Raw genomic sequence first — 16,491 nt, forward strand, 5'->3', positions numbered from 1 at the left:
ATATGGAGCAGCAATCCTTTTTCCGGGTGGTGAACCATCCTGTAAAATTCAAGGCCTTCCTCCTTTCCCGGCTACCCAGCGCTTTTTTTGCAGGCCTCCGCATCCGGAATGCCGACCCTGACCGCTGCGCCGTCACCGTTCCCTATAAATGGTTCACGAAAAACCCTTTTCGTTCCACCTATTTCGCCTGCCTGAGCATGGCGGCGGAAATGAGCACCGGTGTGCTGGCAATGGCCCATATCCAGGGCAGAAAGCCATCCCTGTCCATGCTTGTCGTGGCAACGGAGGCCGCCTACTTCAAGAAAGCCGCAGGCCGCACGCTCTTTGTATGCAACGACGGATCGATGATACGAAAGGCGATCGAACAAGCGGTTGTCACCGGCGAAGCCGTCACCGTCCGGGCATGCTCCATAGGCTCTAACGAAGCCGGGGAAGTGATTGCCGAATTCTTTATCACCTGGTCATTTAAAACGAGAGGAACCTGAAGGAACACTTAGATTGATAAATAAAAACACCTACACTTCCGCGAGTAAACTCTTGAACGATTAGCACGACAATTCCGTAAAGCTCCTGAACCAGGCCGGATGAACCTCAGGACCTCCCTGGCCTCTCTGTCACATCCATCAATAAATGTGCACATTACATATAATTGATTATAGAGAATATTCATGGCCGTAGGACGCTTACTCGCCAGGGTTTTTTAGACTCCGCAACTGCCGGTGCCGGATAATCGCCAATTCGGTAACAGGCCGGCACTACCAACTCCAGAAGAAATGTGATAGTTTTATGCGTTGTAATCCCATAACCCATGTAAAACTTATACCCGTTCGTATGAAAAACCCCATGATATCCCCCAAGATGGCATCCTATGGTAGTTCGCTCAGAGGAGTGATCTTATGCTGCTGGATGCTTGCCGGTCTTACATTTCCCTATCACACGGCATTGGCTGCCGACCATCCCATGACAGTGAGCATTGGCTCACATCCCTCGAATAAAAAGGTTTGTATCGGGGGTACGGCCACATTCTCCGTGACAGCTACAGGATCCGGTACACTTATTTACCAGTGGCAGCTCAGCACCAATGGAGGGTCAACCTGGTCTACCCTGACCAATGGCAGCACGTACAGCGGCGTCGCTACCGCTACATTGACCGTTACAGGGGCCACCGCTTCCTTCAATAATTATTACTACCGCTGCGGGGTAACTGACAATACCGCTATCACAGTCAACTCCAACCCGGGCGTCCTGACAGTCGGCCCCCTCGGCCAGCTTTTGAATGCCAGCTCGTCAATTTGCTCCGCCGGATCAGGAGGTCTTACCTCAGCCGATATCAATGCAGGGTATACCTATCAATGGCAGGTGAGCGCTGACAACGGCGGCTCATGGAACAACATCGCAGACAACACTACTTACACGGGATCTGCCACAGCCGCCTTGAATATCGGAGGCGACCCTTCGCTGAACGGCTACCTGTATCGCACCATCGTCACCGATGGAACTTCAGGATGCTCCGTCACCAGCGTCGGCGTGGATACCTTACATATTGTAAATAATCCTTCCGTTTTACAGCCTACGCCCACTTCGGCATTCATCTGTCCCGGCGCCAACGCTACCATTGCGATTACAGATAGCACCGGCGTCAGCTATCAATGGCGGGCAAGCACCGATGGTGGCAGCACCTGGAGCAACATATCCGACAATAGCCTGTATACCGGGACTTCCACTTATTCCCTTAATATCAACGCTCCTTCGACGACTGCAAGCTACGATGTGGTAAGGTCTGTTACGGGATACTCGCTCACTTGTTCCACGCCTTCCTTAGCGGTGGCGCTGACTTTCAAAACGCTGCCGAACATAGTTACCTCTCCTGTCAATAGTACCGTCTGCGCGAATTCCAATGCCTCCTTCCGTGTATCGGCCACCGGGAGCACCCTCGCTTATCAGTGGCAGTCGGACAACGGCACCGGCGGCGCCACCTGGACTAATATTACACCCGGCGGAACATCAGTAACCCTTAGCCGCGCCTCCGTTACTACCTTAATGGAAGGCTATAAATACCGCGTGATCGTGACTGGCTGCGGATCACCCCTTACCTCCGGGGCTGCGATCCTGCATGTCAACAGCTCCGGCACCTGGCTGGGTACCACCGATACGGCCTGGGAACACAGCGGCAACTGGTGCGGAGGCGTACCGACCTCGGTTACGGATGTACTCGTGCCCGCTACGGCCCCCAGGATGCCATTGATCAGCGCTGGCACCGTGACAGCTTATGCACATAGCCTCACCATTCAGAAGTTTGCTACGCTCAGCATCAGCGGAGGTACTACTTCTATGACCGCTCCGTTCAACATAGCCGGAACAGTAATATATATGGCCAATGGCAACCAGAATATCCTGCCGGCGGATCATGGCTCGCTGCAGATCGATAACGCCGGTAACAAACTCATGCAGAGTAATGTTGCTATCACCGATACACTTACGCTGAAGGGCAGCGCCATGCTTGTCACAGGTAGCAATACCTTGTCAATGAAAGCAGGCAGCTATCCTATCAGGGGAGCCTCCTTCTCCGGATCGCAGACAAGTTGGGTCGTCACCGGGAATGGCGGCAGCGGTGCCGGTAACACCGGCACAGGAGGCCTTCAGATCGCACAGATAGCTTCTTCCAGCGGCGCCGTGCTCTTCCCCGTAGGACCGACCCCTGCCTCTTATAACCCGCTGCAATTGACCAATGGCGGAGCGACCAATGATTTCACGGTGGCCGCCAACGACCAGTATATTCCAGGCGCGCCTGCTGGGGCCGTCATCGATCGCACCTGGCTTGTTTCTGCCGCAAGTGCCGGCACCAGCAATATCTCCCTGGGTCTGCTCTGGAGATTGTCGGATGAACCCGGGACGTTCAACCGTGCCAATTCATCGATCGTACGTTCCAACGGGACGGCCATCGTGGAAGAGAGCACTTCTGGTGCAGCAGCCGGCGGCAATCCCTATACGTTCTCTAAAGGCAGCTTTTCCACCCTTACGCAGTTCTCCGTCGCTACCAGCACGATGGTGGTCCTGGCTAATCCGCTCATGTCATTTTCCGGACAATGGATAGACAATACATCCTCCGGGTTGCAATGGAGCGCTGACCCCAATGTGCAGGTACGCTCGTATATTATACAATGGTCGGCGGATGGCAACAGGTTTACAGACCTCGGTACAGTGGGCGGGGAGATCGGCAAGACCTCCTATAGCTTCCTCGACAGCCGCCCCGGTCAGCATAATTTCTACCGGCTGGAGCTCGTAGGTTCCAATGGCAATATCACTTTTAGCCGGGTGATAGAGCTGTCAGACGCCATATTGGTCAACCAGGCGGACCTGGCCCCCTCGATTACAGGACAAGGCATCACCAGCCTGCGCCTGACTTTGGGTAAAGGGTCCGATATCGCCTACATGGTGACGGATATCTCGGGTCATGTGATCCTGCGCAATGCAGTTCACCTGGTGAAAGGCTCACACTCTCTTCCCGTGGACATCAGCCGCATGCCCGGCGGTGTTTTCTTTGTACGTGTGACGGACGGAAAGGGCTTCAATAAAGTACTGACGCTGGTGAAGAAATAACCCAAAAGAGGGCGTTCCAACCAGAACGCCCTCTTACTATTATAAGGACAACAATTTCGCCGTATACACTTTATTATTGGTCCTGATGAGGCAATAGTGCACGCCTGAGGTTAGCCGGCTGGCATCCAATGACCATTGGTAAGGTATCCCCGCCTGCATAATCCCGTCAAAGAGGATCTTTTCCCGTATACCCACGCTATTATAAACTTCTACGGTGACTTGCGCATCCACAGGCGAGCGCAGATCTACATAAACCGTCGTGCTGGCAGGATTGGGGTAGAGCCTATAGGAAAAGCCGGTAGCCCCTGTATTGCCAGCGGTCCCCCCGAGGCTGGCGGCATGGCCAATGGTCGTGGAGTTGCCGGTAAGCGTTACAGGGGTGTTATTACAGGACAGCCTGTCCGATACGCTGGCAGAGACAGCCCCCGGTACGGTGGTATTCCGGAAGACGGTGGCAGCGGTCACGGTGCTGAAGCAGCCATTGTTGGGGTTGGTGACGGTGACTGTATAGTTGCCCGCGGCGGTCACAGCGGCCGTAGCGCCGGAGGCGGTGTGCCGGCTACAGCATTTACAGTGCTTTGAACAACCCCAGCTACCTTAACATTGTCAAAATAATAGAACTCACTGGTTGCCGTTGCCTTGGCCCTGATGATAAGCTGGAGCGTCGAGCCGCTGGGCGCCCCCCTGTCGGCCGTTAAACCACCTGCGCTTCTCACATCGACAGAGATGTTGATATTGGTTTTTCCCGCGATATTGATGATGCCCGAGATCAGATACAGCCGGAGACAGACTTCATATCATATTTGATTTAATGGTAAGGAGAAAAAAAGCCGCCTCAAACGGAGGCAGCTTTTTGATATATTATCTATTCATCCATAACTAACTAAGGTTTCCCTGTTGCAACCAGCAGCTTGCTGGTATATACCTTATTATGCGTCCGGATAATGCAATAATGAATGCCCGTAGCCAGTCGGCCGGCATCCAGGGTCCATTGATAATTGACCCCAGCTTCGACAACCCCGTCGAACAACACTTGCTCACGAACCCCCAGGCCGTTGTAAACGGCTACGGATACATGCCCTTTTTGCGGAGCATTCAGGTTGACATAAGCCGCACCGCTCACAGGGTTGGGATATACCTTATAGGTAAGGCCCGATACCCCTGCTGTATTTGCAGCTGCTCCATCCTGTAAAGAGGCAGCATGCCCGGTAGCTGTCTTGGGAGCTATCATGGAGCAGCCGGTGAAATCTGCTGCCACGTGGGTGGAAGCAACGGTATTACAGAAGTTGCTGGGATTGGTGACCGTGAGGAAATACGTACCGGAATCGGTTACACTGGTGATCTGCTCAGGATCGAAGAACCCATTGGGCCCTGTCCAGGTGTAGGAAACGCCCCCGGTGGAAGAACTGCCCGTAAGGGTCACACTTCCGACATCGCAAGTGAGCGATCCATCAGCGGAGATGTTTACACCGGTGGGATGCACCTGGTCAGCCACGACAGTGATCTGCCTGCTGAATGAACAGCCATTGGTAGGGTCTGTGGCGGTAAGCGTATAAACTCCTCCGGCCGTGACGTTGGTAACGCTGTCAGACGCAGTGAATCCATTAGGCCCTACCCATGCATAGGTGACACCGGCTGTAGTGGAGCTGCCGGTGAGCTTGACACGGGTGGTGTTGCAGGTCAGCTTGTCGGAGACACTGGTAGACACCGCGCCTGGGACATTCGTATTCTGGGTAACAGTGGGTGCAGTCACCGAAACAAAACATCCATTGCTGGGATTGGTCACGGTGAGGGTATAGTTACCTGGTACGGTGACAGTGGCCAAAGGATTCGTGCTGGTAAAGCCACTGGGCCCTGTCCACGCGTAAGTGACACCGGTAGTGCTGGAACTGCCCGTCAGGCGCACGCTGGTATTGGAGCAGGTCAGCAAGCCATTGGCAGGTACACTGCTGGTGGCAACGCCTTGGGGCGCTGTGATATCCTGCGTCACGACAGCCGATGAAGTGGAAGTACAGCCGTTGGTTGGGTCGGTAGCCGTTACCGAATAGGTACCAGGCGTGTTTACGACCGTAGTTTGGCCGGTGAACGTGAATCCACTTGGCCCCGCCCAATTATAGACTGCGCCGGAGACAGAAGAGTTGGCATTGAACGCAATGCTGGTTGTCGAGCAGGTGAGCACTGCAACAGTAGGATTGCTCGTCATCAGCAGGTTGTTCGGTGGCGTGATGTTCTGCGTGACATTGGCGGAGCTATTGGAAGCACAACCATTCGATGGGTCGGTGGCAGTAACCAGGTAGGTACCCGGGGTGGTCACGGTGACGGAGGGCGAGGATAGGGAGAGCCCATTGGGGCCGCTCCAGTGGAAGCCAACCCCTGATGTAGACGAGCTGGCCGTCAGGGTGATGCTGGTATTGGTACAGGTCAGCAAGGTAGCGCCCGTGCTGCTGCCTATAGACAGCCCGCCAGGGGCGGAGATATTCTGAGCGACGACAGTATTAGTGAGGGTCGTACAACCGTTGGCGGGATTGGTTACCGTAAGCGTGTACGTGCCGGCTACACTGGTAGTGGCGTTTGCACCGGAAGCGGTGAAGCCACCAGGCCCTGTCCATGCATAGGTGACACCGGTCGTAGAAGAGCTGCCCGTGAGTGCCACACTGGTCGTAGTACAGGTGAGGCTGCCCGATGCGCTGCTTGTGGCGCCGGGGGCGGTGGTATTTTGCACTACCAGGGCCGTGTCGGTGGATGTGCATCCCCCCGCAGTGACCGTCAGGGTATAGACACCTGCAGTGCTCACCGTTGGATTTTGCACCGTGGAAGTAAAGCTGTTGGGCCCCGTCCAGCTATAAGTGGCGCCTGTGGCGGAGGTACTGCCGGACAGCGTCACGGAGGTCTTTGTACAGGTGATCGTTCCGCCGGTGGCGACAGCATTCCCACCCGTTGGGGTCCCTGTCAGCTTCACATTATCGAAATAATACCTTTCGGTGGGATCTGAATTGCTGGTCTTGATGATCACCCGGACAGAATCTCCATTAAAGGCCCCTGAGGTCAGGGTCATGGAGGCTGTGCCCGATGTGCTGGTGCCGATGCCCGCCAGGTCCTCATATATCAGGCTGTCGGCCCTGTTGTTTATCCTGAGGTATACTCTTATAAAATCGGCAGTTTCAAAGAGGTCTCCGCTGGAAGCCGTTTCGCTGCGGAGGTCCACCGACAACGTCGTATTGGTCTTTCCCGCAAGACTGATGGGGCCGGAGATCCATGTCCCCACATGCTGACCGGTGAATGTTGTCTTGAATTCATTGTTCTGCACGGAATAGGTATAGGTGCCGGTGCCGTCAGACGATGAGGTCCAGGGTGTAGTACCCGCGTCGGAAGTGGTGCCGTTGGCTAATGTAAAATCTTCCAGCCAGAAGACGGAGGCCGCGGCCCCTGTCGTGACAGTTGCCGATGTGGAGGCTGTGCAGCCCGTGCTGGGATTGGTGACCGTAACTGTGTAAGTGCCTGAGGCGGTCACCGAGGGACTTTGTGACGTGCTGGTGAACCCATTGGGTCCCGTCCAGCTATAAGTGACGCCGGATACGGAAGAATTGGCGCTGATGATTGTACTGGAAGCACAGCCAAGGGCGCCTCCTGTCGCTGTTACGTCCGGAGCTGTATTGTTAGCCGTGACCGTTACACTGGCGCTGCCCGTTCCCGCAGAATTGGTGCCTGTCACCGTATAGGTCCCTGCCGTGCTGACGGATACGCTGCTCCCGTTGGCGGTATAGCCGTTGGGTCCTGTCCAGGCATAAGTGGTAGTGCCGGTAGCTGTTGTGCTGGCCGTGAGGGTCGTCGATGGATTGGTGCAGGTCAATACGCCGGAATTGGTCGCACCGGCGCTGACAGAGATGCCGGTGACCGTACAAGGCCCCGTCTCTTTAAAGACATCGTACTTTTCAATGTAGTAGTCGTTGTTCCCGGCACTGAAATTGTAGATCCGGATGACGATCTGGACCGTGCTGCCGGTCATCATCGGCGATGTGACGGTAGGAGTGCCGAAACTGCCAAACTGGGCGCTGATCAAAGTTTCAGGGCCGTTATCCAGCTTATAATACACTTTCACATACTCCGAAGAGGTAAAAGTGCCTTCTGAAGACACCTTGGCATCCACCTGGATATTGGTATAACCCGCTATGGAAAATACCTGGGAATACCAAACTCCTTCCCCACCCAGCGCCTGGGCTTTGATACGATGGGATTGCACGGAAAAAACGGCGGCGGCATTGGTTACGTTGGTCCTGTCCAGGTACCATCCTGTGGCACTGGGGTCGGATATATCTCCGTTCGCCGAGTTTTGGAAAGTCTGGGAGACGATCGGACAGGCCGGCGTAGCCTGCACGACATCACTATACAACAATAATAGTAGAAGAAGAGGTATAATAAGGACATTATACCTTTTTCGAAGTAACGATACGTTCATATGTATTGGTTTGGTTTACGGGTGTGTGCAGACAAAAAGCCTGGGCGGCCTGTAATGGCCGCATTTCTTACATAGAATAAGGGTAACTATGTACCATAACCGATGAGGCAAAATACCGATTTTTATATCTGCCAGACACGGCGGCAGCCACCCCTTAGCCAATTAGTTTTGATATGTAGAAATAGAGAATATATAATAGGGGTATATTCACTCCAGTCGCCTCATTATGTATAGGAAATTAGTAGTAAAGAAATGAACGATTTATAAATAAATCTTTACCTCCTTTCAAGGGGCTGCCCCGTACATGAAAAAGCCGCCTCTATGCTGAGGCGGCTTTTTATTATTGGATGTTCGTTGTCCTATGGTCGCCCTGCTGCGATCAGCAGCTTGCTCGTATACACCTTATGATTGGTCCGGACAATGCAATAATGGATGCCTGCGGGCAGACGGCTTGCATCCAGTACCCATTGGTAGGCCGTGCCTGCTTCAACGTTGCCGTCAAAGAGGATCTTTTCACGAACCCCTGCACCATTGTAGACCTCCACTGACACATGCCCTTTTTGCGGAGCATTCAGGTTGACATAAGCCGAACCGCTCGCAGGATTGGGATATACCTTACAGGTAAGACCCGAAATTACTGCTGCACTTCCGTCTGATACATCGAGGGTGGCTGCATGTCCGTTGATCGCCTTACGGTTTATAGCAGAGCACTCTGTGAAATCAGCCGTCACAGTGATGGTAGCCGTCGTGTTACAACCATTGACTGGATTGTTGACCGTGAGGAGATAAGTGCCGGAATCCACGACACTGGTGATCTGCTCGGGATCAAAGAACCCGTTGGGTCCTGACCAGGTATAGCCAACATTCGGCGTAGTGGAGCCACCGGTGAGGGTGACGCTTCCGACGGTGCAGCTGAGCGACCCGTCACTGGAGATGGTTACCCCTGTCGGGTGCACCTGATCGGCCTGGACGGTGATTGGCCTGCTGAATGAACAGCCATTGGTAGGGTCTGTGGCGGTAAGCGTATAAACCCCTCCGGCCGTGACGTTGGTAACGCTGTCAGACGCAGTGAATCCATTAGGCCCTATCCATGCATAGGTGACACCGGCTGTAGTAGAACTGCCGGAAAGCTTGACACGGGTGTGGTTGCAGGTCAGCTTGTCGGAGACACTGACAGACACAGCCTCCGGAACAGTCGTGTTCTGTGTGACAGTAGGAGCGGTCATGGACACCGAACAACCATTGCTGGAATTGGTGATGGTGACAGTATAGTTGCCGGCAACGCTGACGGGAGTTGCCTGCAGGGTGGAACTAAATCCATTGGGCCCGGTCCAGCTGAAGAGGGCTTTTGCTGTCTGGCTACTTGCAAACAGGACCACATTGGCATTGGAACAGGTCAATTGCGCATTGTCAGGGATACTCCTTATGGTGACGGCAGTAGGTCTCGCCGTATCCTGCGTCACAATAGTCGATGAAGTGGACGTACAGCCATTGGAGGAGTTGGTAGCTGTTACCTGGTAAGTTCCCGGGCTGGTTGCGTTGATCGAGGCGGCAGAAGACGTAGGACTGTTTGGTCCCGCCCAGTTGAAGCTGATGCCACTGGTTGTAGTAGAGCTGGCCGTCAGAATAATGCTGGGGTTGGTACAGGTCAGGAGTGTGGCCCCGGTGTTGCTGGCTATCGATACCGCGGGCGCGTTGATATCCTGCACTACAATGGTAGGATTCAATGTGGAACATCCGGTGGCCGTATAGGTAACCACTAGATAATAGGTGCCGGGTACACTGACGGCGGGAAATGCATCCGTTGAGGTGAAGCCATTGGGACCTGCCCAGCTGACTGTGATACCCGTTGCAGAACCAAAAGGCATGACGAGCGTGCTGCTGGGGTTCGAGCAGGTCAATGGCCCTGTATTGCCGGGCTCCATACTGGGCGGGGCTGCCGTATTCGAAGTGACCGTTACACTTGCACTGCCGGTTTTCCCGGAGTTGGTGCCCGTCACCGTGTACGTGCCAGCCGTGCTTACCGTCACACTGGCGCCAGTAGCCGTAAAGCCGTTAGGCCCCGTCCAACTGTAAGTAGTAGTGCCCGAGGCTGACGTGCTGGCCGTGATGGTCGTCGACGGATGGGTACAGGTCAACACCCCCGAATTAGTGGCCGTTGCAGTGACAGTGATTTTGGTCCAACGCCAGTGATCAATCGTTCCGGTCCCGGGAGCCTGCGCATGATTTCGGACAGGATGATGCTCCTGTCCCCCCGGCGAGGCGAGCAGCGGTTTCCCTATCAAAGAAGAAAGCAAAATAAAAGATATAATGACTGGATTATACCTTCCCTGAAGTAATGATAACTTCATATGTATTGGTTTGGTTTAGCAGCGAGGTTGGGGCAATGATAACTATGTGCCATAAACGATGAGGCAAAATTCAGATTTTTATATCAGGCGATAATGACCGTGGCGTGTTTTATACGCAACCTCTTTTGGTATGTAAGAATGGAGTATATGTAATCAGGGAATATTCATTGCTGTGTCGCAGGACACTATAGGATGATTGTAGTAAAGAAATGTATAGTTTATGAATAAACCTTTACCTACCGTCCTCAGGGTAAGTCATCCAATAAATATGAGCCGCCCCCGGAAGGAGACGGCTCATACATTCAGCGTGTTTATTTAGCGTGCTATGAGCAGCTTGCTCACATACACTTTATTATTCGTTCGTATCATACAATAGTGCATGCCTGTAGCGAGGCTGCCGGCATCCAGGGTCCATCGGTAAGGTGTGCCTGCTTCAACGTTGCCGTCAAAGAGGACCTTTTCACGAACCCCTACACCATTATAGACTTCCACCGACACATGTCCTTTTCCGGGTGCATTCAGCTCGACGATAGCCGTACTGTTTGCAGGGTTGGGATATACCTTATAGGTAAGACCCGGGATTACCGGTGTGCTTCCGTCTGCTGCACCCAGCGTGGTGGCATGTCCTGTGGCTACCTTCGGAGCTGCCATAGAGCATTCGGTGAAATCCGCCGTCACCGGTATAGAGGCGATGGTGGTACAACCATTGCCTCCATTTCTGACCGTTAGGAAATAAGTGCCGGAATCGGTTACACTCGTGATCTGTTCGGGATCGAAGAACCCATTGGGCCCTGTCCAGGTGTAGCTGACGCCCGCGGTGCTGGATCCGCCGGTCAGGTTTACACTTCCGACAGTACAGCTGAGCGATCCGTCACTGGTAATCGTTACGCCTTGAGGATGCACCTGGTCAGCCTGGACAGTGATCTGCCTGCTGAATGAGCAGCCATTGGAAGGATCAGTGGCCGTGAGGGTATAGAGTCCTCCTGCGGTGACCATGGTCTCCTTGGAAGAGGAGGTAAATCCGCTGGGGCCCGTCCAGGCAAAAGTGACACCTGTCGTATTGGAGCTGCCGGAGATCTTGACACTGGTGGTGTTACAGGTCAGCTTGTCGTTGACACTGGCCGAGACGGCTTCCGGCACATGGGTATTTTGTGTGACGGGAGCAGCCGTCGCAGAGGTGGAACAGCCGTTGTTGGGATTGGTGACAGTGACGGTATAGTTGCCTGGAATGGTCACAGTGGCCGAACTGCCGGAAGCTACAAACCCCGAAGGCCCTGTCCAGCTGTAGATGACGCCTGAGGAAGACGAGCTACCCGTGAGGACCACATTGGTATTGGAGCAGGTCAACAAGCCATTGGCAGGAACACTGCTGGTCGCGACGGCCGTGGGCCTCACCGTATCCTGTGTTACAATCGCCGATGACGTGGAGATACAGCCATTGACTGGGTCGGTTGCCGTTACCGTGTAGGTGCCAGGGGCAGTTACTACCGTAGACATACCGGTAGTCGAGAATCCGCCAGGTCCTGACCATGTATAGTTTGCTCCTGCGGCGGAAGAGCTGGCATTGAAACCAATGTTGCTGGTAGAGCAGGTCAATCGGGCATTGACGGGATTGCTCACCATGGCAAGGTTGGCCGGCGGCGTGATATTCTGAGCCACATTGGCGGAGTTATTGGAAGAGCAGCCATTCGAAGGGTCGGTCGCAGTAACCAGGTAGGTGCCCGGGTTGCCAACGGTGATAGAAGCCGAGGATGCGGTGAACCCGTTGGGGCCGCTCCAGCTAAAGCTGAGCCCTGTCGTGGAAGAACTGGCAGTGAGGCTAATGCTGGGAGTAGTACAGGTCAGCAGGTTGGCGCCCGTGCTGCTGGCTACCGACAAGTTGCCCGGCGCCGAAATGCTCTGCGCAACGACGGTGTTCGTGATGGCCGTACAGCCGTTGACAGGATTGGTTACAGTGAGCGTATACGTACCAGCTGCACTGGTAGTGGCAGTGATCGTGGAGGCTGTAAACCCATTCGGCCCGGTCCATGAATAGGTCACTCCTGGCGTGGAAGAATTACCTGTAATGGTGACACTGGTGACAGCACAGGTGAGCGGCCCGTTATTATAGGCTATCACCCCCGCCGGCGCCGTAAAGTTCTGACCGACAGTTGCAGTAGTGGTGTTCGTACAGCCATTTGAAGGGTCAGTCACTGTAAGGATATAAGCACCCTGTGAAGTAGCGACTGCAGTAGTGCCGGAAGCAGTAAAGCTATTGGGCCCGCTCCAGGTGTAAGATACTCCCCCGGTGGAAGAAACGCCCGTCAAAGTAACGCTGGGATTGGCGCAGGTCAGCGTGGCCGTAGAAGGAGCTATCGGCGCCAGGTTTGGCGGTGTGATATTTTGTGTCACTACCACCGCAGTCGAAGCCGTACAGCCATTGGCCGGGTTGGTGGCCGTCAATGTATAGGTTCCGGCATTGAATACATTGGTCTGGGATGAGGCAACATTAAAGTTGTTCGGCCCGGTCCATGTATAGGTCACTCCGGCAGTAGTAGAGCCGCCGGACAGGTTGACAACATTCGTGGCACAGGTTAACTTCGCACTGGCCGGGTTGGCGCTGGTAGTCGGCGTTGCCGGGGCCGTGGTACTGCCCAGGACATTTGCTGTATCCGTGGCCGTACAGCCATTGGCAGGATTGGTGACCGTCAGCGTATAGACACCCGCTGTGCTCACCGTGGGGTTCTGCGTGGTAGATGTAAAATTGCCGGGCCCCGTCCACGCATAGGTCACGCCAGTGGTGGAAGAAGCGCCCGTCAATGCAACGCTGCTGGAAGTACAGGTGAGGCTGCCGTTAGCGCTTGCTGTCACGCCCGTCGGAGCGGTGGTATTGGCCAGGACATTCGCCGTATCCGAACTGGTACATCCATTGACAGGATTAGTGACCGTCAGCGTATAGACACCCGCTGTGCTTACCGTGGGATTCTGCGTGGCAGATGTAAAGTTGCCAGGCCCCGCCCACGCATAGGTCACACCACTGGTGGAAGAAGCACCCGACAGCGCCACACTGCTCCTGGTACACGAGAGGGAAGAAGCCGCGCTTCCCGTAGCGCCGGGAGCCGTCGTGTTTGCCACTACAAGGGCCGTATCAGAGGCCGAACATCCATTTGCGGAGACGGTCAGGGTATAAATACCGCCTGCGGTGACAGTGGGGTTCTGGACCGTGGAACTGAAGCCGTTCGGCCCCGTCCATGCATAGGTGACCCCCGGCACAGAGGCATTGCCGCTCAGCGCTACAGATGTATTGGTACAGGTGATCGTCGCGCCCGAAGAAGCAGTGGCGCTGATATTACCTCCGGATATGGCAGACACCTGCACATTGTCGAAGTAATAGAACTCATCCGATCCCGTGGCCCTTGCCCGCACGATGATCTGCAGGTTGGTGCCACTGAGCGAACCCACCGATATGGTCGTGTTGGTCGTACTATGGTTGTTGACGGCTGCCAGCGTTTCGCTGAACAGGACCTCGCTGCCTCCATTGATCTTGTAGTAGAAGCGCAGATAGTCCATGGTAGACCCGCTGGTGTTCATAGCGGCATTGTTCGTGACCGAGCTTCTGATACCAGCCGATATACTGACATTGGTCTTGCCGGAGATATCGATGGTGCCGGAAGCCCACACGCTCTCGGTACCCGTGCCGGTCCCCGTATTGCTGACCCTGAACTCATTGTTCTGTACGGAGAACACACTGCCGGAAGGCGTGCTTTGCACCGACCAGGGCGTGGTGCCGGCATCGGAGATGGTGCCGTTGGCAAAAGTGAAGTTCTCCAGCCACAACGAGGTAATGCCGGAAGAAACCGTCACGGATTGCGATGCGGTACAGCCGTTGGCAGGATTGGTGACAGTGGCCGTATACGTACCCGCCGCGCTGACCACCGGGTTCTGCGCCGTGCTGGTGAAGCTATTGGGCCCGGACCAGCTATAAGTGGCGCCGGATACGGAAGAACTGGCGCTGAGCGTGATAGTAGACAGACAGGTCAGCGAACCGCCGATCGCCGTGATGTCAGGCGCTGTTTTATTTTCAGTCACCGTTACAGGCGCAGACACCGTACATCCTCCTGATAGAGTGGCGGTAACAGTATATACTCCTCCGGCGCTTACCACAGGGTTTTGAGCCGTGGAAGTAAAGCTGTTGGGCCCCGTCCAGGAATATCCGGTGACCGTGCCGCTGGCAGTGGCAGATAGCTGCGCCGTATTGGTACAGGTGACGATCCCGGTGACAGAGGCTATGACAGAGGCCGCGGCAGATGTGCCCGTTAGCTTCACGTTGTCAAAATAATATATTTCCGAGGCATCTGAGTTACTGGTCTTGATGATCACCCGCACCGAGTCCCCGTTGAAGGTCCCCGATGTCAGGGTCATGGATGCTGTTCCCGTCGTGCTGCTGCCAATGCCGGCCAGGTCCTGGTATATCAAACTGTCGGCCCTGTTGTTGATCCTGAGGTATACCTTTATATAATCCTCATTCTCCAGGCTCTTTCCACTGGCAACCTCGCTCCGGAGATCCACCGACATCTTGATATTGGTCTTCCCGGCAAGGCTGATCTTACCCGAGGTCCACGTCCCCACAAACTGATCGGGGAAAGAAGTCTTGAATTCATTGTTTTGTACAGAGTACGTATAGGAGCCGCTGGTGACGTTATGCGTCGCCGTCCAGGGCGTAGATCCCGCATCAGAGGTAGTACCATTAGCCAGCGTAAAATCCTCCAGCCAGAAAGTTGTGGCCGTCGCCGTTCCTGCTGTCACCGTTGCCGATGTGGAAGCCGTACAGCCCGTGGCAGGATTCCTTACCGTGACCGTATAAGTCCCGGCAGCCGTCACCGTGGGGTTCTGCGCCGTGGAAGTAAACCCATTAGGCCCTGTCCAACTGTAAGTGGCGCCGGACACCGAAGAGCTGGCGCTGATTGTGATACTGGACGCACAAGCCATATTGCCCCCCGTTGCCGCCAGGTCCGGAGCGCTGTTGTTGGCCGTGACCGTTACACTGGCGCTTCCCGTTCCGGCCGAATTGGTCCCCGTTACGGTATAGTTCCCGGCCGTGCTGACAGATACACTGCTGCCGGTGGCGGCATAACCATTGGGGCCCGTCCAGGCATAAGTGGTGGTGCCGGAGGCCGTCGTGCTGGCCGATAAGGTCGTGGACGGATTGTTGCAGGTCAGCACACCTGAATTGCTGGCGGATGCGCTGACAGAGATCCCGGACACCGTGCAAGGCCCCGTCTCTTTGAAGACATCGTATTTTTCAATGTAATAGTCGTTGTTGCCGGCGCTTACATTGTAGATCCGGATGACTATCTGCACCGTACTGCCCGTAAGCATCGGCGATGTGACGGTAGGAGTCCCGAAACTGCCAAAATATGCATTGATCAACGTCTCAGGCCCGTTATTCAGCTTGTAATACACCTTGACATACTCGGAGGACGTAAAGCTGCCCTCGGAGGAGATCTTGGCGTCCACCTGGACATTGGTATAGCCAGCTATGGAAAATACCTGGGAATACCACACCCCTTCTCCGCCCAGCGTCTGGGCTTTGATACGATGGGATTGCGCTGAAAAAACGACGGCATTGGTTACGTTGGTCCTATCCAGGTACCATCCTGTGGCACTGGGATCGGATAAATCTCCGTTCGCCGAATTTTGGAAAGTCTGGGTGACGATCGGACAGGCCGGCGTGGCCCGCACGACATCACTGAACAATAATAAAAGCAAGAGAAGCGAAGGTATAATAGGGATACTATACCTTTTTTGGGGTAACGATACTTTCATATCTGGTGATTAGGTTTTCAGGGTATCAGGATAAGGGCAACTATATACTATAGCCGATGAGGCAAAGTACTAACTTTTAGATGAGCGAAGAATGCGTTTCAGCAATTAAGAAGCACTGATCAGGTCACTGATCTTGATATATGGGAATAGGGAATGTATAACGCTGGAAAGGTCACTTCTATCATGCCGGCATTTACCGAAAACATTAGTAAAGAAATGAACGTTTTATAAATGCGCCGGCTAGGGGCTTCCAGCAGCTTTTTTATCTTCTTTTTCACT

7 protein-coding genes are annotated in these 16,491 nt (G+C 54.4%); 2 read left to right on the forward strand and 5 right to left on the reverse strand.

Annotated elements, in window-relative coordinates:
* Positions 1 to 2: 2 nt before the first annotated feature.
* Positions 3 to 485 (forward strand): DUF4442 domain-containing protein, encoded by a 483-nt coding sequence (locus tag Q4E93_RS02500; protein ID WP_303582507.1) that lies wholly within the window; start codon positions 3 to 5, stop codon positions 483 to 485.
* 346 nt (positions 486 to 831) lie between these two features.
* Positions 832 to 3,600: a hypothetical protein gene (locus Q4E93_RS02505; RefSeq protein ID WP_303582508.1), complete on the forward strand. Its 2,769-nt coding sequence runs from the start codon at positions 832 to 834 to the stop codon at positions 3,598 to 3,600.
* Between the two features lie 39 nt (positions 3,601 to 3,639).
* Here the strand turns inward: Q4E93_RS02505 and Q4E93_RS02510 are convergent, their stop codons facing one another.
* From Q4E93_RS02510 to Q4E93_RS02530, 5 genes are all read right to left on the reverse strand, one after another.
* Positions 3,640 to 4,128 (reverse strand): T9SS type A sorting domain-containing protein, encoded by a 489-nt coding sequence (locus Q4E93_RS02510; RefSeq protein WP_303582509.1) that lies wholly within the window; start codon positions 4,126 to 4,128, stop codon positions 3,640 to 3,642.
* A complete protein-coding gene (locus Q4E93_RS02515; RefSeq protein ID WP_303582510.1) occupies positions 4,125 to 4,316 on the reverse strand; it encodes a hypothetical protein in 192 nt (63 codons plus the stop codon). Before Q4E93_RS02515 ends, Q4E93_RS02510 begins: the two co-directional genes overlap by 4 nt.
* A gap of 167 nt (positions 4,317 to 4,483) precedes the next feature.
* The gene (locus Q4E93_RS02520; protein ID WP_303582511.1) at positions 4,484 to 8,056 is read right to left on the reverse strand and encodes a T9SS type A sorting domain-containing protein; all 3,573 of its coding nucleotides are present in this window, start codon (positions 8,054 to 8,056) and stop codon (positions 4,484 to 4,486) included.
* Between the two features lie 359 nt (positions 8,057 to 8,415).
* Positions 8,416 to 10,407 (reverse strand): T9SS type A sorting domain-containing protein, encoded by a 1,992-nt coding sequence (locus Q4E93_RS02525; RefSeq protein ID WP_303582512.1) that lies wholly within the window; start codon positions 10,405 to 10,407, stop codon positions 8,416 to 8,418.
* A gap of 315 nt (positions 10,408 to 10,722) precedes the next feature.
* Positions 10,723 to 16,212 (reverse strand): T9SS type A sorting domain-containing protein, encoded by a 5,490-nt coding sequence (locus Q4E93_RS02530; protein WP_303582513.1) that lies wholly within the window; start codon positions 16,210 to 16,212, stop codon positions 10,723 to 10,725.
* Positions 16,213 to 16,491 lie beyond the last annotated feature (279 nt).

The organism is Flavitalea plasmicola, from assembly GCF_030546645.1.
In the GTDB taxonomy this organism is placed as follows: Bacteria; Bacteroidota; Bacteroidia; order Chitinophagales; family Chitinophagaceae; genus Puia.